Annotated in this window: 21 protein-coding genes; 14 read left to right on the top strand and 7 right to left on the bottom strand. The window is 58.7% G+C overall.

Features of this window, described 5'->3' with window-relative positions; translation table 11 throughout:
* Positions 1–4 precede the first annotated feature (4 nt).
* Entirely contained in the window at positions 5–1,174 is a 1,170-nt protein-coding gene (gene solA / locus QD357_RS26170) for an N-methyl-L-tryptophan oxidase (RefSeq protein WP_414125367.1), read from the top strand.
* Positions 1,175–1,197: 23 nt separating this feature from the next.
* On the opposite strand, the gene QD357_RS26165 is transcribed toward solA, so the two are convergent.
* The 3 genes from QD357_RS26165 to QD357_RS26155 form a co-directional block, all read right to left on the bottom strand.
* Positions 1,198–1,971 (bottom strand): slipin family protein, encoded by a 774-nt coding sequence (locus tag QD357_RS26165; protein ID WP_183939785.1) that lies wholly within the window; start codon positions 1,969–1,971, stop codon positions 1,198–1,200.
* Positions 1,972–2,007: 36 nt separating this feature from the next.
* Positions 2,008–3,363 carry an NfeD family protein gene (locus tag QD357_RS26160; RefSeq protein ID WP_414125366.1) on the bottom strand — a complete coding sequence of 452 codons (1,356 nt, stop codon included), beginning with the start codon at positions 3,361–3,363 and terminating at the stop codon, positions 2,008–2,010.
* A gap of 123 nt (positions 3,364–3,486) precedes the next feature.
* Positions 3,487–3,627 carry a hypothetical protein gene (locus tag QD357_RS26155; RefSeq protein WP_183939787.1) on the bottom strand — a complete coding sequence of 47 codons (141 nt, stop codon included), beginning with the start codon at positions 3,625–3,627 and terminating at the stop codon, positions 3,487–3,489.
* A 944-nt stretch (positions 3,628–4,571) separates the two neighbouring features.
* On the opposite strand from QD357_RS26155, the gene QD357_RS26150 reads away from it, so the two are divergent.
* The 4 genes from QD357_RS26150 to QD357_RS26135 all read left to right on the top strand — a co-directional run bounded on the left by QD357_RS26150 (position 4,572) and on the right by QD357_RS26135 (position 6,605).
* Positions 4,572–5,105, top strand: coding sequence for a hypothetical protein (locus tag QD357_RS26150; RefSeq protein WP_414125365.1), 534 nt, complete (start codon positions 4,572–4,574; stop codon positions 5,103–5,105).
* Positions 5,102–5,701 (top strand): hypothetical protein, encoded by a 600-nt coding sequence (locus QD357_RS26145; protein WP_210318853.1) that lies wholly within the window; start codon positions 5,102–5,104, stop codon positions 5,699–5,701. Before QD357_RS26150 ends, QD357_RS26145 begins: the two co-directional genes overlap by 4 nt.
* 34 nt (positions 5,702–5,735) lie before the next feature.
* Positions 5,736–6,131 (top strand): hypothetical protein, encoded by a 396-nt coding sequence (locus QD357_RS26140; protein ID WP_183938287.1) that lies wholly within the window; start codon positions 5,736–5,738, stop codon positions 6,129–6,131.
* Between the two features lie 294 nt (positions 6,132–6,425).
* Entirely contained in the window at positions 6,426–6,605 is a 180-nt protein-coding gene (locus QD357_RS26135) for a PAAR domain-containing protein (protein WP_414125364.1), read from the top strand.
* Between the two features lie 69 nt (positions 6,606–6,674).
* On the opposite strand, the gene QD357_RS26130 is transcribed toward QD357_RS26135, so the two are convergent.
* Positions 6,675–7,982, bottom strand: coding sequence for an MFS transporter (locus QD357_RS26130; protein ID WP_414125362.1), 1,308 nt, complete (start codon positions 7,980–7,982; stop codon positions 6,675–6,677).
* A 264-nt stretch (positions 7,983–8,246) separates the two neighbouring features.
* Between QD357_RS26130 and QD357_RS26125 the strand changes: the two genes are divergently transcribed.
* From QD357_RS26125 to QD357_RS26115, 3 genes are all read left to right on the top strand, one after another.
* Positions 8,247–8,558: a putative quinol monooxygenase gene (locus QD357_RS26125; protein WP_183938284.1), complete on the top strand. Its 312-nt coding sequence runs from the start codon at positions 8,247–8,249 to the stop codon at positions 8,556–8,558.
* A gap of 43 nt (positions 8,559–8,601) precedes the next feature.
* Positions 8,602–8,916 carry an EthD family reductase gene (locus QD357_RS26120; protein WP_414125361.1) on the top strand — a complete coding sequence of 105 codons (315 nt, stop codon included), beginning with the start codon at positions 8,602–8,604 and terminating at the stop codon, positions 8,914–8,916.
* Positions 8,917–9,006: 90 nt separating this feature from the next.
* Positions 9,007–9,864 (top strand): sigma-70 family RNA polymerase sigma factor, encoded by an 858-nt coding sequence (locus QD357_RS26115; protein ID WP_414125360.1) that lies wholly within the window; start codon positions 9,007–9,009, stop codon positions 9,862–9,864.
* Between the two features lie 68 nt (positions 9,865–9,932).
* Here QD357_RS26115 and QD357_RS26110 read toward each other — a convergent pair whose 3' ends face one another.
* The 3 genes from QD357_RS26110 to QD357_RS26100 all read right to left on the bottom strand — a co-directional run bounded on the left by QD357_RS26110 (position 9,933) and on the right by QD357_RS26100 (position 12,256).
* A complete protein-coding gene (locus QD357_RS26110; RefSeq protein WP_183938281.1) occupies positions 9,933–10,970 on the bottom strand; it encodes a GH25 family lysozyme in 1,038 nt (345 codons plus the stop codon).
* A 199-nt stretch (positions 10,971–11,169) separates the two neighbouring features.
* Complete coding sequence (locus tag QD357_RS26105; protein ID WP_414125359.1) at positions 11,170–11,451, bottom strand: hypothetical protein; 282 nt, start codon at positions 11,449–11,451, stop codon at positions 11,170–11,172.
* A gap of 7 nt (positions 11,452–11,458) precedes the next feature.
* A complete protein-coding gene (locus QD357_RS26100; protein WP_414125358.1) occupies positions 11,459–12,256 on the bottom strand; it encodes a DUF899 domain-containing protein in 798 nt (265 codons plus the stop codon).
* 122 nt (positions 12,257–12,378) lie between these two features.
* Here QD357_RS26100 and QD357_RS26095 point away from each other — a divergent pair, with 122 nt between their 5' ends.
* The 6 genes from QD357_RS26095 (at position 12,379) to QD357_RS26070 (ending at position 18,705) form a co-directional block, all read left to right on the top strand.
* Positions 12,379–13,599 (top strand): helix-turn-helix domain-containing protein, encoded by a 1,221-nt coding sequence (locus tag QD357_RS26095; protein ID WP_414125357.1) that lies wholly within the window; start codon positions 12,379–12,381, stop codon positions 13,597–13,599.
* Positions 13,600–13,608: 9 nt separating this feature from the next.
* Complete coding sequence (locus QD357_RS26090; RefSeq protein WP_414125356.1) at positions 13,609–14,265, top strand: glutamine cyclotransferase; 657 nt, start codon at positions 13,609–13,611, stop codon at positions 14,263–14,265.
* Positions 14,266–14,686: 421 nt separating this feature from the next.
* Positions 14,687–14,932 (top strand): helix-turn-helix domain-containing protein, encoded by a 246-nt coding sequence (locus QD357_RS26085; RefSeq protein WP_183938277.1) that lies wholly within the window; start codon positions 14,687–14,689, stop codon positions 14,930–14,932.
* A 423-nt stretch (positions 14,933–15,355) separates the two neighbouring features.
* On the top strand, positions 15,356–16,837 hold the full coding sequence (locus QD357_RS26080) for an ABC transporter substrate-binding protein (RefSeq protein ID WP_414125370.1): 1,482 nt from the start codon (positions 15,356–15,358) through the stop codon (positions 16,835–16,837).
* Between the two features lie 57 nt (positions 16,838–16,894).
* A complete protein-coding gene (locus QD357_RS26075) occupies positions 16,895–17,836 on the top strand; it encodes an ABC transporter permease (protein WP_414125355.1) in 942 nt (313 codons plus the stop codon).
* On the top strand, positions 17,836–18,705 hold the full coding sequence (locus QD357_RS26070; protein ID WP_414125354.1) for an ABC transporter permease: 870 nt from the start codon (positions 17,836–17,838) through the stop codon (positions 18,703–18,705). The genes QD357_RS26075 and QD357_RS26070 overlap by 1 nt, the downstream gene beginning before the upstream one ends.
* Position 18,706 lies beyond the last annotated feature (1 nt).

Raw genomic sequence — 18,706 nt, 5'->3', positions numbered from 1 at the left:
TTTTATGACCGCTCAGTTCGACGTTGCCGTCATCGGCCTCGGCGCCATGGGGAGTGCGGCAATTTCCTTTCTTTCGGCGCGCGGCGTCAAGACGATCGGCATCGATGCCCACTTTCCCGCCCATGCGCTCAGTTCATCGCACGGCGACAGCCGGCTGATCCGCCTCGGTTATTTCGAAGACCCGTCCTATGTGCCGTTGCTGCAGCGCGCCTATGAAAACTGGCGGGCACTGGAAGCGCGGCTGCGCGCCGACATCCTGACGATCACCGGCGTGCTGCAGATCGGCAAGCCGGACAGCAAGATCGTCAGCGGCACGCGGGCTTCCTGCAAACTGCACCATCTGCCCTATGAGGAGCTGGATCGGAGGGCGATGGGGACGCGTTTTCCAGCCTTCGCGCTGGACGAAGACGAGATGGCGCTGCTCGACCCGCAGGGTGGCTATCTCCGTCCGGAAACGGCTGTGATGGGCTATCTGAAGCTCGCGGCGGAGGATGGGGCGGTCCTGCATTTCGGCGAGAAGGTGACGGCAATCGAGCCCGATGATGCCGGCGTGACGATTTCGTCTGCTGTTGGCCGCTATCGCGCCAGTAAGGTGATCGTTTCGACCGGTTCGTGGATCGCCGAACTGGTGCCGCAGTTGCGGGAGCATGCCAATCCGATCCGCCAGGTCGTCGCCTGGTATCAACCGCGCGACGGCTTCATGATGCAGCCACATCGCATGCCCGCCTTCCTCCGCGATGAGGGCGATGAGGGTTCCTATTTCGGCTTCCCGGCCATCGGTGTCGACGGCATCAAGGTCGGACGCCACGCGCATTTCATGGAGTCGATCGATCCGAACCAGGCAAACCCGCCCGTCAACGACAGGGATAAGGCACTGCTGGACAGCTTCATCGCCAGGCGCCTACCGGCCGCTGCCGGCGTTCGCGTCAATGCAATCACCTGCCGCTACACGATGCTGCCAAGCGAGGATTTTCTGATCGATCTCATGCCCGGCGAGCCAAATGTCGTCGTTGCCTCGCCCTGTTCCGGCCATGGCTTCAAATTCACGAGCGTCGTCGGAGAAATTCTTGCCGGTCTCGCGATGGAAGGCGGCACAGGGCTGCCCATCTCGGCCTTCTCCTTCAAGGCGATGGAGAATTTCCTTGCGGGGCGGAAGATGCTGGCTCGCGCCTAGCGATAGCGCCAGATTGGAGCGCGTTATTGCGATGGCTTGTCCGTCTTGGGCGGGAGCAGATTGGCGAATTCCATCGGGAAGGGAAATAGGATGGTCGAGGTCTTTTCGCCGGCGATGACATTCAGCGTGCTCAGGTAGCGTAGCTGCATGGCTTCCGGTTGCTTGGCCAAAACCTCAGCTGCCTCAAGCAACTTCGCCGCCGCCTGTTGCTCGCCTTCGGCATTGATGACCTTGGCGCGCCGCTCGCGTTCCGCCTCCGCCTGACGGGCAATCGCGCGGATCATGGACTCGTTGATGTCGACATGTTTGATTTCGACATTGGCCACTTTGATGCCCCAGGCATCCGTCTGGGCGTCGAGAATTTCCTGAATGTCGTTGTTGAGCTTGTCGCGCTCCGCCAGCATCTCATCAAGGTCATGCTTGCCGAGTACAGAGCGCAGCGTCGTCTGGGCAAGTTGGCTTGTCGCCATCATGAAGTCCTCGACCTGGATCGTCGATCTTTCGGGATCGATGACCCTGAAATAGATCACGGCGCTGACGCGGACCGAGACATTGTCATGCGAAATCACATCCTGTCCGGGCACGTCGAGCACCCTTGTGCGCAGATCGACCCGCATCATCTGCTGAACATAGGGGACGAGCAGGAACAGGCCGGGTCCCTTGACGCCGGTGAAGCGGCCGAGCGTGAAAACCACCCCGCGCTCATATTCCCGCAGGATCTTGATCGCAGACGCGAGGACGAGCAGCAGGATAAGAATAACCACCAGATAGAAGGCGAGATCTGCAAAAATGCCCATGACTTTTCCTCCTGCTTCCCCAAAGCCGCCAGTTTCTCAAGTGCTGCGGGTCACCTCAAGCGTCAGACCGTTGCGGCCGGTCACTCTAACAACGTCTCCCGCGGTAAGCGGCTCTGAGGAAACTGCCTTCCAGCGTTCGCCACGCGCGATGACGTAGCCGGCGGCACCTGTCCAGCTATCGACCTTCCCCGGCATGCCGATCATTTGTTCCGTGCCGGTGCTGACTTTGCGCCAGCGCGACAGGATCGCGAGTCGGGCGACGACGAGGCTGACGGCAACGGTCGCCACGGCGATGGCGCCCAACACAGACCAGGACACTTCAAAGCCTGGAATATCCGTCTCGAACAGAATGGCTGCGCCGAGCACAAGCGCGATCCCACCGCTCATACCAAGGGCGCCGAAGGATGGCGAATGCGCTTCAGCCACGGTCAACCCGACACCGAGAACGATCAATCCGAAGCCGGCATAATTCACCGGTAGCAATGCCAGAGCGTAGAGGCCGAGCAGCAGGCATATGGCGCCGATCGTGCCAGGGACAAATGTCCCCGGGGTGAGAAATTCGAAGATTATGCCGTAGATCCCGACCATCATCAGGATGAGCGCGATGTTCGGATCGGTAATCACGGAAAGTACGCGCGTCCGCCAGTCCGGCTCGAATTCGCGAACGGCAAGGCCGGCGGTATCGAGACGGACATCCGTTTGGCCGACCCGAACGGTGCGCCCCTGCGCCTGGGTCAAGAGGTCTTGGATGGTATCTGCCGTGAAATCGACGACGTGCTCATGCACGGCTGCAGTCGAAGAAAGGCTCGCGGCTTCCCGCACTGCCCGTTCCGCCCAATCGGCATTGCGGTTGCGCAGTTCGGCCAGCCCGCGAATATAGGCGACGGCGTCGTTGACCGCTTTCGCTTCGCTGGCGTCGCGAGAGGGCTGTCCCTGTGTATTGCCTGGCTCGCCTGATTTTCCCTTGTCCGGTTCCGAACCGCTACCGAACGGGTTGCCGCCGATAGCGATCGGCGTGGCCGCGCCGATATTGGTGCCCGGCGCCATCGCCGAGATGTGGCTCGCATAGAGAATATAGGTGCCGGCACTGGCGGCCCGGGCACCGCTTGGGGCCACAAATCCCGCGACGGGCACGGGCGAAGCAAGGATCGCCCTGATAATGTCTCGCATGGATGTGTCGAGACCGCCGGGCGTATCGATCTGCAGGACGACCAGGGTCGCGCCATCTTCGCTGGCACGCTGAAGACCGCGCCGTATATAGTCTGAGGTGGCCGGGCCGATGGCACCATTCACCTTCAGGACCACAGCGACGCGCTCCGCCGCAAATGTCGGAGAAGCGGTCAGGCCGAAAGCCGATGCGAGAGCCAGCATCAAGGCGAGGATTGGCGGCACTCGTCGCCAAAGCTTCAAACACTGCGCTATCGTTCGCCGAGCAGTCATGTTCATAAATATATGGCGGCGCCACCAAACGGTAAGGTGGAAACCACCTTTGGAGCGCAATAGATCCGCGATATTTTATGGCTCGGTGCCGAAATTCTGCAGGCGAGAGCCGACCGACTTTCCACAAGCTGAGATCGTGTCTTCAAACAGCGGTTGCCAATAGGTCACAGCCTCCGGCTCGAAGTTGTCATATTTTGTTTTTTGATCGTCTTGCATATTGCCTCCCGCCTTTTGGTTGATATTTCTGCCATGCCTTTATTACCCAGAGGAGATTCGGGATGCGGAGACTGGCGTCAATTGCACTCATGGTTGTCTTGAGCGCATGTGCGAGGCCATCTGACGGCCCGGACGCCGGTAATATTTACAACGCAACGTTGCCGCATTCTGGCGAGAGAATCCCGGTCGTCGCTTTGGCGGATGCGCCCATGGGGGGTGCGGTACTCTTCATGATAAGGCGCACCTGGTCGTCTGGTTGAGAGCCGCCGGACTTAATATACGTCGTTACTTCGGGGGCTTGAGCTATTTGGCCGCGAGTGGCGACCATCAGATAGGCCCAGCGGCAATGCGCACCCTCCGAGACCAATCCCAGCTTGGAACCGGTCTGTTCACTGACCCGAAGGTGCTCCTCCAGGCTCTCCGTCGATACGCCCTGTGTTTCCGTGGGACATGTTTCCCTGAGATATAGGATACGCCGTCGCCGCGCTGCCGCGCTTCGCAAATCCTCGATAGCCTTGACCTCACCCGCGCTCAGCTTTAGCGGCCCCGATGTTGCTGGCGGCATGTTCGCCAATCGCGCTAAGCGCATTGGTTTTTCACTCCAGTCGCTGTCAGCCGAGAAAAGGATCTGATCTGCGGGCCCAAGCATCCGCGACCGGCTCGTAAGCGAGAGAGTTGGCAACTTTGAAACTGTGGGCAAGTATGTCGGCGGTCTCATCGGCGGCGTTGGCAACGGAGTAGTCCAAGGCGTAAAGGGTGCCGTCGTCGGTGGCGGGGCGGGTGCTGTTGTTGGCGCCGGCGTCGGAGCCGTTGTCGGAGCACCAACCGGTCCCGGAGAAGTTATAACAGTTCCGTCCGGGGCTACAGCGGGTCTGGCGACTGGCGCTGTGGTTGGCGGCGCCTACGGAGCCGTTGACGGAGTCACAACCGGCGTCCCCGCCGGCATGGATGTGGGCTCCAGCGCCGGTCATTGGCTTGATCAGAAAATCGCGGAAATGACGGGCGCCGACAAGGCCGCGGACAAAGCCGATACAAAAGCTAAAACCATTACCTGTGCGACTTGCGAGCAGAATCCCTGTGCCAAATTTGCTTGCGGCATTAAGGGAAAAGGTAAGTATCGCGGTGGTGCTCACGGCTGTATGACGGGAACGCCTGAAACAAAGGGCGACGAGCTTGATAGCCATCATATGCCTGCAAAATCGAAATCACCGCTCAATCCGAACGTAGGCCCGGCCATTCAAATGGAGAAGAGCGATCATGCTCTGACAGCCTCATACGGGGGCAACGTTAATGGTGATTCCTATGCGCCACAAACGGCTCTATTGGCTGAGGGCCAAACAATGCAGGCGATTTATTTAGACGTACTTGATGTCAAGGCTGTTGCAAAGGCCATTGGTGATCCGTCAAAATACGATGAGGCAATCGCTCAGATGATGGTTTATGCGCGCTGTCTCCAAGCAAATGGGATAATTAGATGATCAAACCTAATGACAGCTCTCACTGGGTACTAAAACCTAGAACTGGGCTAGGCAATATATCGTTCGGCATGGACCGTAATGCGGTTAACGCTATTGCCGCCTATGGTGCTGTAACTGGATCGCGAGATAGCAATCCGATACCCGAGGATGAGGCGACTGCCTTTTTAAGAACCCTGGGGGTTCCAGATAGCGACATTACAGCGGCATTAGGCAAGCAAGCGGAGTTTGTGCGGCCAAACGTTCTTACCGAAGCGCGCGCTACTGGTTTGGTTTTGGAATACGACGAAACGGGACTTTTCCAGATATTGGCCGATATCAGGGCCGACAAGCTAAATTACGATGGCCGGTTCATTTTTCGCGAACCCCCGCTAGACATAATAAAACACCTTGCCGCCGCTTTGCGGGAACGGCCGATCATATTTGAAAACGAAGTCGTCTTTGCCAACAATTTGATATTCTTGTTCGAGTTCGTGAAGGTCTCGAAAGATGGCCCTTCCTATTTGGACGGAAGCCGGGCTGACAGGACAATTATCTGGCGACCCAAACCTCGGGATATGGGTGAGGATTTGTCGAAATATAAGCCGATGGATCTTTGATAGTGAACGCGGATTGCCACTGAGCGGATTTCAAATGGCAGATGCAGTCTATCACTGGCAAATTATCCCCAGGGCGGGAATTGGCGAGCTTAAATTCGGCATGCCTCAACCGGAGACTGATAAGTATGCGGGAGTTTATGGCAAGGTGTTACGGAGTGGATCTGACAGAATACCAGATTCAATATTGCAGGACACGCTGGCACAGTTCGGCAATAGTTTGAGCGAGATCGAAAAACAGGCACTTTTAGAGCTTTATAGTGAAGCTTCTCCCGACTCTACAAGCGTCACGGAAGTCCGCGAAAATCACGGTCTTGTGCTGCGCTATGAAAAAGACCGCCTAGTCGAAATAATCCTGTCAATTGATCATAAGCTTGCAAATCTTGATGCGAAGGGCGTTTTCGTACTTCCACCCGAGCAAGTTCTCGCGTGAATGGAGCACCCGGCTGGTATAATGGAACCGCAGCTATATTCGATTCTCTTGGAATTGTATTTGAGGGATTTTGTATATCGGACAAGGGCTCGAAACCCAAACTGCTCAATGCCAGCGATGATAGATTTACATCGCGCACCGAAGGGGTATTCGAAAAGATTGATCGAGCCCTGCAATCAGAAGGGTTCGAGCGCTTTTCGCGGAAATAACTCTGCGCGACGAAGGAAAGCTTTCGGTAAATAGCGAGTAGTCAATCATGGGGTTTCCTGTCTCATTAAAAGGCCACATGCATATATGCCCGATGATCGATCCGGGACCCAAGCCGCATGTGGGAGGACTGTTCCGACGAATGACGACATTGTCGACGGCTCTTCAGTCGCCAATATCAATGGGCAGAAAATCGCGCGCTTCGGTGATCGCTGCAGTCACGGTGGCAGGTTGGTTCAAGGAGTCTCCTGGATCACATTCGAATGAGCTTGACCGACTGCGAGACGCCCACCACGACTTCACCCCAGCGCCCAAACGCAAATAGTGCCCTATCTCCTAAGACGCTGCCGTCCCAATCTGGCTTTCCCCGGCGATCCGCTCCCTCCGTGATATCTGCTGCTCCACCACGAAGACCAGCAAGCCGCCAATGGCGAGGCATCCGGCTAAGAAGAACATCGGGGCAATCGTGCTTCCGGTTGCGTCCTTGATCCATGGTACGACGTTCTGGGCGATGAAGCCGCCGAGATTGCCGACGGAGTTGATGGCTGCGAGACCGGCTGCGGCGCCGGCGCCCTTCAGGAATCGCGAGGGCAGACTCCAGAAGACTGGCTGACCGGAAAAGATGCCCGCGGCGGCGATGGACAGGAACGCGAACTGCAATTTGTGGTCTGGGATCAGCGCGGAAAGCAGGAGCGATGTGGCTCCGACAAAGGCCGGGATGACGATATAGGGCGTCTTCGATTTCGCCTTTGCCGCCATGGCGGGAACGATATAGAGGCTGATCGCGACCAGGATCCAGGGAATGATGTTCAGGAATCCGTTCTCGGTATTGCCGACACCGAAGCTTTTCACGATCGTCGGCAGCCAATAGCTGAGGCCATAGGCGGCGAGCGGAAAGGCGATGTAGCAGAGCGCCATCAGCAACACGCGGGGATCGACGAGAGCTTTGAAACCATTATCGGCGTTCTTGTCCATGCCGGCATTTTCGGAGGCAAGCTTATCCTGCAGCCAGCGCTTTTCCTCGTCCGTGAGAAAATGCGCCTGCGCCGGCCGGTCCGATAGATGGAAGAGGGTCACCACGCCCAAAATGATGGCCGGAATGCCCGTTACGATGAAGACCCATTGCCAGCCGGCGATATTGTAGAGCCCGTCGAGATCGAGCAGCATGCCGCCGAGCGGTGCGCCGACGGCGTTGGCGAATGCGCTGAAGATCATGAACAGCCCGACCATCGTGCCGCGATAGGCCGACGGAAACCAGAGTGTGAGAAGATAGAGAACGCCCGGGAAGAAGCCTGCCTCGCAGGCGCCGAGGAGGAAGCGTAGGATATAGAACATTGTTGCATTCTGCGTATAGGCAAGGAGCGTCGTCACGATGCCCCAGGACACCAGAATTCTGGCAAACCATCTGCTGGCGCCAAATCTTTCCAGCATCAGGTTGCTCGGCACTTCGAAGATGAAATAGCCGATGAAAAACAGAGATGCGCCAAGGCCATAGGCATATTCGCTCATCCCGAGAGCACCGACCATCTGCAGCTTGGCGAAGCTGACATTCTGGCGGTCGATATAGGCGACCAGATACAGGAGCCCCAAAAAGGGCATCAGGCGCCAGGTGATTTTCGAGATGAGCTCCTTTTCGTCGACCATGGCTGTTTCTCCCACAATTTTATCCGGATGTTCTGAGCGCCCGAGGATGAGCAATCTGATTATTTCGCTTTCTAGATGTAGCGGCAGAAGCCTGTGGCAATACGTGTTCGGCAAGTTCGTCGCTGATGGCGACATCTTCGGCCATGGCGACAGGCCGTCGAACCGCGTCTGGCAGTGTTGATTTTCAAAAAAATTTTCGATGCCGCGATCCGTTTTCACCCTTCGGATCGTCCTTGGTGTGTCTGAAACAAAAGGAGACATCGCATGTCCAACGAGTCCGTTATTTTGATCAATTTGCTGAAGGTCGAACCCGGCAAGCAGGATGCGCTGATCGCGCTCTTGAAGCAGAGCACCGAGACGGTGATCTGCACGCTCCATGGCTGGAAAACGACCCGGCTGATTGCGGCAAAGGACGGCGCCGGCGTCGTTATCTACTCCGAGTGGGAGACCGCCGAATCTGTAGAGGCGATGCGCAGCGATCCACGCATGAAAGCCTATTTCCCGCAGGTCAGCGAGCTGGCGAGCCTGGACTCAATGATGGGCTCGGCAGTGTTCAGCGAAACCCGGTGGGGGTGAACGCAAGTTATTTTCGTCATGTAAGTAACAAAGGAGAATTTCGATGGCCCGCATGGTCGTTATTTATCCCACGCCGAAGAATATCGAGGAATTTGACCGGCATTACTTCGAAATTCACGTGCCCCTCGCCAAGAAGATCCCGGGTCTCAGGAAATACGAGGTCAACGACGGCCCCATCGCGACGCCTGTAGGAAGCGCCGCCATTCATCGGATCGGAACGCTGTATTTCGACGACCTTGCGGCGATCGAAAGGGCGTTTGCAAGCCCGGAGGGACAAGCGACTGGCGCGGATCGCCGGCTTTTTGCGCCGGATGACTCGGGCGTTCAAATGTTCCTTTTCGACAACCGGGAAGTTTGACTCATCATCTTTGTTTGTCGAAGATTTTCATCGACATTTGTTTTCAATGCTTAGTGGAACAAAGCGCGGCAGCGCAGTTTGGCCTGATACATGGATACTGACGAATTCGAAGATCGTCTGAAAGCGCTGCGGCCGCGCCTTCACCGCTACTGCGCGCGCATGACCGGATCGGCCGTCAGTGGCGAGGATGTATTGCAGGATACCCTCGTCAAGGCCCTTCACGCGCGGGCTGAGGGCGCCGAGGTGGATAATCTCGAGGGCTGGTTGTTTCGCATTGCCCACAATACGAGCCTCGATTTCCTGCGCGAAAGGTCCCGGAAGGCGGTCGTTCCGCTCACCGAAGACATCGAAGCGGCGCCTTTAGCCGAGGCCGATATCGTCGCGATCAGCTTCCAGACGTTTCTGCGGCTGCCCGAACTTCAGCGCTGCGCGGTGATCCTCAAGGATGTTCTCGGTCATTCCGTCGAGGAGATTGCTGACATCGCGGAGTGCTCAGCAGCGTCGGCCAAATCGGCGCTTCAGCGCGGGAGAGCTGCGCTGCGGCAACTGGCGCAAGAGCCCGAAGATATCCGGCTGCCGCTGATGTCCAGCTCGGACCGGCAAAAGATGACTGCTTATGTCGATCTGTTTCGAAGCGGCGATTTCGACGCAATCCGCGCCATGCTTGCAGATGAGGTGAAGCTTGAACTGGTGAACCGGCTGCGGCTGGAAGGGCGCGAAAAGATTGGCGTCTATTTCACGCGCTATGCGGAAGAGACGAGATGGCGGTTCGCCCTCGGCGCGGTTGAAGGACAGCCGGCCATGCTGGTCTTCGACAGCAGCGGCCCGATGGAAAGGCCCGCGCATTTTGTGCTAATCGGCTGGTCGGAAAACCGGATCGTCGATATCCGAGATTTCCTCTTCGCTCCCTATGTGCTCGAAGCCATAGATTGGGTGCGGCTAGGCTAAAACCGGCGGCCTGCGTTTTTAAGTTGCAAGTGACCGGAAACGCCAGTCAGGCTCGATCGGCTCGCGGCTCAATTCGAACGCGCTAGCCAGTTGTGCCATTCCTCCTCACTGCCGTGGAAGGCATTGAGGTCGATCCGCCCTTCGACGCCATGCGTGAGACCGGAGCCGGAATATTGCCAGAAGAGCCATTTCCGTCCCGGATAGACTTGGGAGGGATGCGCGGCCACCGAGCGCAGCCAGAAGGGATAGTCGGCGAATTCGCCTCTCAAGTTGTCGCGGTAGAAATCCGGTGCGGTATAAATGATCGGGCGCTGGCCGTAGTACCGCTCCAGCCTGTCCATGAAAACCTTCATTTTTTCGAGGACGTGCTCGCGCGAGGGTTTTCTCTTGCAGCTCGATTCCCCGTTCCACTCGACGTCTATGACCGGCGGAAGGGCGCCTGCTTCCCTCGGAACGTTGCGAATGAACCAATCGGCCTGTTCGCCGGCTGTCCGGCACCAGTAGAAGAAATGATAGGCACCCCGTTTCAGTCCGGCCTCCTTGGCCCGGCGCCAGTTCTTCTTGAACATGGGGTCGAGGTGATCGCCGCCGTCGGTCGCTTTCAAATAGACGAAGTTCGCACCCTGCGTCTGCAATTTCTCCCAATCGATTTCGCCCTGCCAGCGCGAAACGTCGACGCCATGCACGGCGAGTTTTCTCGGCGAGGAACTGCCGAAGTTGATGGGTTTGGCGTCGCGGAAACGACGGCTGTAGATTTGCATCCGCGTTTGCGGAGCCGCGCTGATCACGGGGTTCACCGGCATGAGCAGAGCAACCGGTTTTTCCGAGGGGATCGGTACGCTATCGGTCTTGGCTGTGGGCAGGAACGCCTGCGGCCGCGGGTCCGGTTCCGTCCATGCCTGCGCTTGCTGCTGCTGGCTTGTTACCTGCGCAGCGGCGTTGCCCACCTCGGCGGATGGCACAGGCCCGCTCGAGCGGGTGATGGAATTGGTCGTCTCCTGCGACGGCGGCGCGACGGCCATGACGTCTTCCGGACCGGAACTGGCGGCGCATGCCGACAAGATCAAAGAGGTGAGAAAGATTGCTGAGACAGCCGTTAGACGCATATGAACCCGCACGCAAAACCACAGTCGACCGCAGAATCCATGCAGTCGGACACCCGCCGACATGAATTGCTAATGGAGAATTACCAAAAAAGATTGAATCCAATCTTTACGAGTCGGTAATCGCGCATCGCAGGTTTGGAATTGCCGGGGGCGGGAGCAACTGGCTCCCATGGTGGTGATCTGCATGGCGAACGCCGGCTTAGGACCGGCGTGCACCGCTTCGTTGGCGGGACAGAAGTCTCAGCCAGGGCGCGATATGGAAGACGCTCATGAGCAGGTACATCGGAACCATTCCGCCGAATGGTGAGGCCCCCTGCATGGTGGAGCAGATCATATCGGCATTGCCCATAGTGGCTGTCAGCAGCGCCATGATCCCGAATGTCGGCGCTGCGGCGAGGGACAGCCAGTGAGTGATGCCGATGGCGGCAGCGTCGCCGGCAGATCCGCTGCCGGCGGGAAAAGGGTTGGGTTGAGTAGGCATGGGAATGTCAGCTCCGGCCGTACCGGTCATGATGGCGCCACCAGATCCCATTCTCGTTGCGTCCCTTGGGGGCACGGTCGAGCCATTGGTACATGCCCCAGAGGCCGTCGAGCCCGCGCGCATAGCTGGAATAGGTGTGATAAACGACGCCGTCATCGAGCACGAACGCGCTGACGCCCGGCCTTTCGCGCGTAAATGTGGCGGCGTCGGTCCCGGTCATAGCTGCCATCTGCGTCACTGGTTCCTCGCTGCCGCACGCTTCGCATCCCTGAACGGTCTTGCTTGCGAGAGGCTGAGGTAGAGGCGCCTCGCGGCGGAAATTATATTCAATGCCGCCTTCGCGCTGCTGTTCTTCGCTGAAGCAGACGCTGAAGTCGCTATTGAAATCGCTGCCGAATGAGGACGCCCAGGGGAAGGTCCAGCCCATGCGCTGCTTGAATGCCTGCAGCTTCGCCAGTGGTGCGCGCGATATCGCCGAGAAGGCAACATCGTGGTTTTCGAGATGAACGAAGAAGCCGTTGAACCCATCCGCGATCGAGGAGCAAGACGGGCAGCCGGCAGTATAGTCGGGGCCGAACATGAAGTGGTAGACGAGGAGCTGTGAGCGTCCCTTGAAGAGATCGCTGAGCGAGGCGCTGCCATTCTCCGTCTCGAAACGATAGTCCTTGTCGATCCGTACCCAGGGAAGGGCTTGCCGGCGCAGTGCCAATTCGTCGCTCTGCCGTGTCAGCGCCTTTTCATCCGCGAGGAGGTTAAGCCTTGCTGCCAGCCATTCCTGACGTGTTCCGGTCGCGTGTGTAGTCATGATTTTTCTCCCTTGGCTATCTGCCGTCGTATCATTCAAGATGCGACGGGCTGTTTGGTGGTCGCGAGTAAACTACGCCCGGCTATCGAAATGATGGGAGTTACAAGTTTGACGGGATTTCGATGGACTCGATGATCACCGCTGCGGCACGTGCTCTGGCGGGCGGCGATCCTCTCGGCGCGTTGAAGCGGGTTGCCCTGCGCGATGACGCGCCGGCCCTCGCGCTCAGGGGCATCGCGATGGCCCAACTCGGCGATCTCAGCCGGGCAAAGGCGCTCCTCAAGCGTGCTGCGCGCGCCTTCGGGCCGAAGGAGGCCATGGCCCGCGCGCGGTGTATCGTTGCCGAAGCCGAGATCGCGCTCGTCTCGCGCGACCTCACCTGGCCTGCCAAGGCGCTTTCTACAGCGCGGGCAACGCTCGAAGCGCATGGCGATCGCATGAATGCCGCGCATGCACGCAATCTCGAAGTCCGGCGCCTGCTGTTGATCGGCCATCTCGATGAGGCTGAAAGTGTGCTTGCCGAGCTTGACCCGGCACCGCTCCCTCCCGCCTCGAGGGCTGCGCACGAGCTGGTGGTTGCCGGAATAGCTATTCGCCGCTTGCGGACGAAGGCTGCCCGCGCGGCGCTCACGCGGGCTGGGCAGGCCGCGCGCGCGGCGGATATCCCGGCGCTGACGGCGGAGGTCGAAAGCGCTTCCCTCGTCCTGAACACGACGGCGGCACGGCTGATCCTGCGTGACGAGGAACGCCCGCTTCTGCTTGAGGAGGTGGAAACACTCCTGGAGTCGGGGACGCTGGTGGTGGACGCGTGCCGGAATGTCGTGCGCAACGCCGAGGCGGTCGTTTCGCTGGCGACCCGCCCGGTCCTGTTCACGCTTGCCCGTGTACTTGGTGAAGCCTGGCCCGGAGACGTGCCGCGGAGTACGCTCCTCGCGCGCGCCTTCCGGGCGAAACATGCCGATGAATCGCATCGCGCGCGGCTGCGTGTCGAAATGGGGCGGCTTCGCGCAGAGGTGCGGACGCTGGCGGATGTCAAGGCGACGAAACGAGGCTTTGCGTTGGTGCCGCGCCGCTCACGCGAGGTCGCGGTACTGGCGCCGCCCGTCGAAGAGCAGCATGCGGCGCTGCTCGCCTTTCTCGCCGACGGCGAGTCCTGGTCGAGCTCGGCGCTGGCGATTGCGCTTGGAGCGAGCCCGCGCACGGTACAGCGAGCTCTCGAACAGCTTGCGGAAGCTGGTAAGGTACAGTCCTTGGGCCTTGGCAGGGCACGCCGCTGGATGACGCCACCCGTTCTCGGGTTCCCGACAATCTTGTTACTCCCCGGTCCTCTGCCGAACGAATAGGATGACAGCATGAAACGATCTCAAGCCGAAATTCTTCGTGAATATGGACCTTTTCCGGGCGCCGACCGTGTGAATGGCGTCACCTTCGACGGCCAGCACGTCTGGTTTGCCTCCGGAGACAAGTTGAACGCCTTCGATCCGGCAAACGGAGAGCAGGTGCTGCGCTCGATCGAGGTTGCCTCGCATGCGGGGACAGCCTTCGACGGCCAGCATCTCTTTCAGATCGCTGAGGATCGCATCCACAAAATCGATCCGAAGACCGGCAACGTGCTCGCCACGATCCCGGCGCCAGGCAACGGCGGTGACTCAGGGCTCGCATGGGCCGAGGGCACGCTCTGGGTCGGGCAGCATCGGGGCCGGAAGATCCATCAAATCGATCCGCAAACCGGGGCTATCCTCCGCACAATCGAGTCCAACCGCATCGTGACCGGGGTTACCTGGGTTGACGGCGAACTTTGGCACGGCACCTGGGAAGGTGACGAGAGCGATGTGAGACGGATCGATCCCGAAACGGGAAAGGTGCTGGAGAGGCTCGACATGCCGGCTGGCGTGGGCGTGTCGGGACTGGAGTCCGATGGCGGCGATCAGTTCTTCTGCGGTGGCGGAGGCAGCGGCAAGGTGAGAGCTGTTCGCCGGCCAAGTCGCACGTCCAAGTCCAAGGGCTAGACCTTCACCTTTGGCGGCACCGATCAGATGTCGCTACCAAGCGAATCGGCGATGGCTTGTTTGAAAACGCAAGCCGTCCCGCCTTTCTTCGTGCAGGAATTCGCCTTCTTACCCCTCCATATTCACAGATATTTGCGATAAAGATACGCGGAGTCACGACCCTTCACTGCTGTTGGCGTGCGCTCTGTGATCGGGGAAAAATCCGTTAACTATCCGTTATTTGATCATCTGCCGTAGGCTGTGAGCCTCGGCATTGATGCACAGCGTTTCCGCGCGGCCACAAGCTCGGCCGGCGCGATGCGACGATTTGCGCTTGTTCATATTACAATGCTGAAATAAAAGGTTATCGGCGCCTTAACGGGAGCCTGTCCCGAAACTCACAAAAAGAATTCGCAAGAATCTATGCAGAGAAGGAGACGATATGTCCATTTCACTCAATAATTTCAATGAGGTTCAAACGGAACCCGTGCAGGCGGACGATGTGGCGGCGCGTGTAAAAGCGGCCCGCGAAACCGTGGGCTACAGTATCGAGGATCTGGCGGTGACCTGTGGTCTCGCCAACGAAGAGATCGTCCACATCGAGGACGGCGACGATATAGATCCAGCCAAGTTGAGGCGGATCGCTGCCGCTCTTCAGCTCCCACCGTCAGCGTTTTTGACACTTTAGTCTGATAAGCAAGTCTGGTCGGCTTTGTTTTTAGCAGGAGCCGGCCAGCACGACTTTTGTTCGCCCTTCATTGGCGAGCACTTTCGCGGTGATGCATTCCGATGGTCTGCGTATCCCGCTCATTGCGATTGACGGCTCATACTTTGCCGCATGTTCGACATTTCTGCTTCAACGCAGCGCCGCCGGCTTTTTACAACAGATGATGCTTTCGAAGACCGCTGTAATCGGTCTCGAGGTTGGCGTGCATTGCCGCCGCGCCTGTCAGCAAGACGGGCTCTCGTAATATCCCCGCCGTATTGACATCGTTCACCCCACCGCTATCATTCCATTATAACATTTAATATTCCGTAATAGCGGAATAAATAAGGGGATGATATCGTGCGAAACAAATTTGCCTTTCTTCTGGGAGCTGCTCTTTTCATCATGCCATCGGCGCTTCTGGCGCAGGAAAAGGGTGGCGTGATCAATGTCGCGACGATCGGCGAGCCGCCGACATTGGACCCGATGGCGTCGACGGCCGATTTGGTCGGCATCGTTTCGCAGCATATTTTCGAAACACTTTTTACCTTCGACAAGAATTGGAAGGTGACGCCGCTTCTGGCCGAGGGCATGCCTGACATCAGCGGCGACGGTAAAACCTATACGATCAAGCTTCGCACCGGTATCAAGTTCCACGACAACAGCGAGATGACTTCGGAGGATGTCGTTGCCTCGCTCAATCGCTGGACCAAAATCGCTTCCCGCGGCAAGCAGACGGCGGCGATGATTGACAATATCTCGGCGGTCGATCCCTCGACGGTCAAGATCGTATTGAAGCAGCCCTATGCGCCGCTGCTTTCGCTGCTCGCCTTCAACAATTCGGCCGCGGTCATCATTCCGGCCACGCATCAGGAAGACCCGATGACTGCCTTCATCGGCACCGGTCCCTATATGCTGAAAGAGCGCAAGGCCGACCAATATATTCAGTTGGTGCGCTTCGATGGGTATAAGTCCCGCAGCGGTGAAGCCGATGGTTATGGTGGCGCCCGGCACCAATATCTCGATGAAATCCGTTTCGTGCCCGTTCCCGACGCCAACACCCGTGTCGAGGCGGCGGTTGCCGGTCAATATGATTATGTCGACTCGCTATCGGTCGAATCCTTCGACCGCGTGAAAGGCTCGACTGCGTCCGAGCCGGTCATGCTGAAGCCCTTCGGCTATCCGGTCTTTGTCTTCAATACGGCGAACGGCATCACCAAGAATGTCGATATCCGCAAGGCGGTGCGCACCGCGCTCAGCATGGAGGACATGCTTGCCGCCGCTTTCGGCAGCACCGATTTCTATTCGCTCGATGCCGCTCTTTATCCGAAATCCTATGCCTGGAATACGGATGCCGGCACGAACGGCGCCTATAACGTCGCCGATCCCGAGGCCGCGGGCGCACTGCTGAAGAAGGCGGGCTATAACGGCGAGCCGCTGCGTATCCTCACCAGCCGGCAGTATGAATTCCACTACAAGATGGCGCAGGTTGCCGCCGAATATCTGAAGCAAGCCGGCTTCAATGTCGACATGCAGGTGGTCGATTGGGCGACACTCACGCAACGCCGTGCCGATCCGAAGCTGTGGGACATCTATATCACCCATAGCCCCTTCCTGCCCGAGCCGGCTCTGATGGGGCAGATGTCGACGAGTTCACCTGGTTGGTGGGACACGCCGGCCCGAAAGACCGCCGTCGATGCCTTCAATTCCGCCGTTGATGCCGGCCAGCGCCAGGCGGCGTGGGCTGATGTCCAGAAGGTGATCTACGACGAAGTGCCGATGATCAAGATTGGCGACTTCAATGCGCTGGCTGCCAAATCGAAGAAGCTGGAAGGGGTCGAGGCTGCGCCTTGGCCGTATTTCTGGAACGCGTCGATCAAGAAGTAGCAGCCATAGGCTCGTCATTCCGGCCGCGACGGAAGCGGCCGGAGGATCGGACAAGACATGATACGCTATATCCTTCAGCGCCTCTTCGGCATGATCGTTGTGATGTTCCTGGTGGTGACGATCGTCTTCGTGATCGTGCGCGTCACCCCCGGCGATCCGGCCGCCGTCATGCTCGGTCCGGATGCGACCGCGCAGGACATCGCAAGCCTCAGAGCACGGCTCGGTCTCGATCAGCCGCTCGCCCTGCAATATCTCTATTACTTCGGCCAGCTTTTGCGGGGCGATCTCGGCCAATCGATCTTTCTCAACGAGCCTGTAACTTCGGCGCTGGTCGAGCGCGCCGAACCAACCTTCTTTCTGACCGTATTTTCGCTTGTTATCGCCAGCGTTATCGCCCTGCCGATCGGCATTTATTCCGCCTATCGCCGTGGCTCACTGTTTGACCAGGCGGCGACGGCGCTTGCCATGCTTGCCGCCAGCATTCCGAGCTTCTGGCTCGGCCTCATCCTCATTCAGTCCTTCGCCGTCCGCCACGGCATCTTTCCCGTCTCCGGATATGGCGGGCCGGGTTCGTCCTTCGTGGATCGGATGTATCACCTGGCACTACCCTCGATCGTGCTCGGCGTCGTTTCCTCGGCACTGATCCTGCGCTTCACCCGCGCCTCGATGCTGGATGTGCTTGGCGACGATTATATCCGCACGGCACGGGCAAAAGGTCTCGTCGAGCGCAAGGTCATCCTGAAGCATGCGCTGAAAAACGCGCTCATCCCGATCCTCACTGTCATCGGGCTGACCGCCGCGGTGCTGATTTCCGGCGCGGTAGTAACAGAGACCATCTTCAGCCTGCCCGGCATTGGCAATCTCGTGGTGTCTGCCGTGCTTCGGCGCGAATATCCGGTGATCCAGGGCGCACTGCTCGTCATTGCCGGGCTCTATGTGCTGATCAATTTTGCGATCGACATGCTTTATCTGCTGGTCGATCCGAGGGTGCGCTACTGATGGCCGCTGTATCACAAATCTCCGCCGGCGCCGAGCGCCGCAAATTCGCCAGGCGTCTCTTTAAGCGCAAGACGGTCGTCTTCGGCGTCGCCGTGCTGACGATTTTCGTGCTGCTCGCTGTCTTCGCGCCGCTGATTGCGCCCTTTGCACCGGCCAAGCTTTCCATCGTCAACAGGCTGAAGCCACCAAGCTTCCTTCATCTCTTTGGCACCGATGAGTTCGGTCGTGACGTCTTCACCCGCACCATCTATGCCGGTCGCCTGTCATTGCTCGTCGGTGGCGCGGTCGTCGCGCTGGCGGCGGTCATCGGCGTCACGCTTGGCCTGCTCGCTGGCTTCTTTAAGCAATTGGACACGCCGATCGCCCGGCTGGTCGATGCAATGATGGCCTTTCCCGATATCCTGCTGGCGATCGCGCTGGTCGCGGCCTTGGGGCCATCGCTGACGACAGTCATCGTCGCGCTCAGCATCGTCTACGCGCCGCGACTGGCACGCATCGTTCGGGCTTCGACGCTGGTGATCCGAGAACTGCCCTATGTGGAGGCGGCACGCGCGCTCGGCATTTCGACGCTGCATATCATGACGCGGCATGTGCTCAGAAACCTGCTCTCGCCAATCCTGGTGCAAGGCACCTTCCTGTTTGCCAACGCCATGCTCGCCGAAGCCGGTCTTTCCTTCCTTGGCCTTGGCGTGAGCCCGGATATTCCGACCTGGGGAACGATGATTGCCGCCGGCCGGCAATATCTTGACCAGGCCAATTGGATGACGCTGTTCCCGGGCTTCGCCATCATCCTCTCCGTCCTGTCGCTGCAGATGGTCGGCGACGGATTGCGCGACATTCTCGATCCCAGACTTCGAAAGGACTTGTAGC

It is taken from the genome of Rhizobium sp. BR 317 (assembly GCF_047445835.1).
Taxonomy (GTDB): domain Bacteria; phylum Pseudomonadota; class Alphaproteobacteria; order Rhizobiales; family Rhizobiaceae; genus Rhizobium; species Rhizobium paranaense.
The sequence above is the reverse complement of the archived record's forward strand: the minus strand, read 5'-3'. Positions and strand labels throughout refer to the sequence as shown.

What these genes read in the sequence shown, in the direction of transcription:
- QD357_RS26075 (WP_414125355.1), top strand. Translation starts at nt 16,895, where the DNA reads ATGATACGCTATATCCTTCAGCGCCTCTTCGGCATGATCGTTGTGATG.
- solA (WP_414125367.1), top strand. Translation starts at nt 5, where the DNA reads ATGACCGCTCAGTTCGACGTTGCCGTCATCGGCCTCGGCGCCATGGGG.
- QD357_RS26155 (WP_183939787.1), bottom strand. Translation starts at nt 3,627, where the DNA reads ATGCAAGACGATCAAAAAACAAAATATGACAACTTCGAGCCGGAGGCT.
- QD357_RS26120 (WP_414125361.1), top strand. Translation starts at nt 8,602, where the DNA reads ATGGCCCGCATGGTCGTTATTTATCCCACGCCGAAGAATATCGAGGAA.
- QD357_RS26080 (WP_414125370.1), top strand. Translation starts at nt 15,356, where the DNA reads ATGCCATCGGCGCTTCTGGCGCAGGAAAAGGGTGGCGTGATCAATGTC.
- QD357_RS26115 (WP_414125360.1), top strand. Translation starts at nt 9,007, where the DNA reads ATGGATACTGACGAATTCGAAGATCGTCTGAAAGCGCTGCGGCCGCGC.
- QD357_RS26095 (WP_414125357.1), top strand. Translation starts at nt 12,379, where the DNA reads ATGGACTCGATGATCACCGCTGCGGCACGTGCTCTGGCGGGCGGCGAT.
- QD357_RS26130 (WP_414125362.1), bottom strand. Translation starts at nt 7,982, where the DNA reads ATGGTCGACGAAAAGGAGCTCATCTCGAAAATCACCTGGCGCCTGATG.
- QD357_RS26145 (WP_210318853.1), top strand. Translation starts at nt 5,102, where the DNA reads ATGATCAAACCTAATGACAGCTCTCACTGGGTACTAAAACCTAGAACT.
- QD357_RS26105 (WP_414125359.1), bottom strand. Translation starts at nt 11,451, where the DNA reads ATGCCTACTCAACCCAACCCTTTTCCCGCCGGCAGCGGATCTGCCGGC.
- QD357_RS26110 (WP_183938281.1), bottom strand. Translation starts at nt 10,970, where the DNA reads ATGCGTCTAACGGCTGTCTCAGCAATCTTTCTCACCTCTTTGATCTTG.
- QD357_RS26165 (WP_183939785.1), bottom strand. Translation starts at nt 1,971, where the DNA reads ATGGGCATTTTTGCAGATCTCGCCTTCTATCTGGTGGTTATTCTTATC.
- QD357_RS26150 (WP_414125365.1), top strand. Translation starts at nt 4,572, where the DNA reads ATGGATGTGGGCTCCAGCGCCGGTCATTGGCTTGATCAGAAAATCGCG.
- QD357_RS26070 (WP_414125354.1), top strand. Translation starts at nt 17,836, where the DNA reads ATGGCCGCTGTATCACAAATCTCCGCCGGCGCCGAGCGCCGCAAATTC.
- QD357_RS26135 (WP_414125364.1), top strand. Translation starts at nt 6,426, where the DNA reads ATGCCCGATGATCGATCCGGGACCCAAGCCGCATGTGGGAGGACTGTT.
- QD357_RS26100 (WP_414125358.1), bottom strand. Translation starts at nt 12,256, where the DNA reads ATGACTACACACGCGACCGGAACACGTCAGGAATGGCTGGCAGCAAGG.
- QD357_RS26125 (WP_183938284.1), top strand. Translation starts at nt 8,247, where the DNA reads ATGTCCAACGAGTCCGTTATTTTGATCAATTTGCTGAAGGTCGAACCC.
- QD357_RS26085 (WP_183938277.1), top strand. Translation starts at nt 14,687, where the DNA reads ATGTCCATTTCACTCAATAATTTCAATGAGGTTCAAACGGAACCCGTG.
- QD357_RS26140 (WP_183938287.1), top strand. Translation starts at nt 5,736, where the DNA reads ATGGCAGATGCAGTCTATCACTGGCAAATTATCCCCAGGGCGGGAATT.
- QD357_RS26090 (WP_414125356.1), top strand. Translation starts at nt 13,609, where the DNA reads ATGAAACGATCTCAAGCCGAAATTCTTCGTGAATATGGACCTTTTCCG.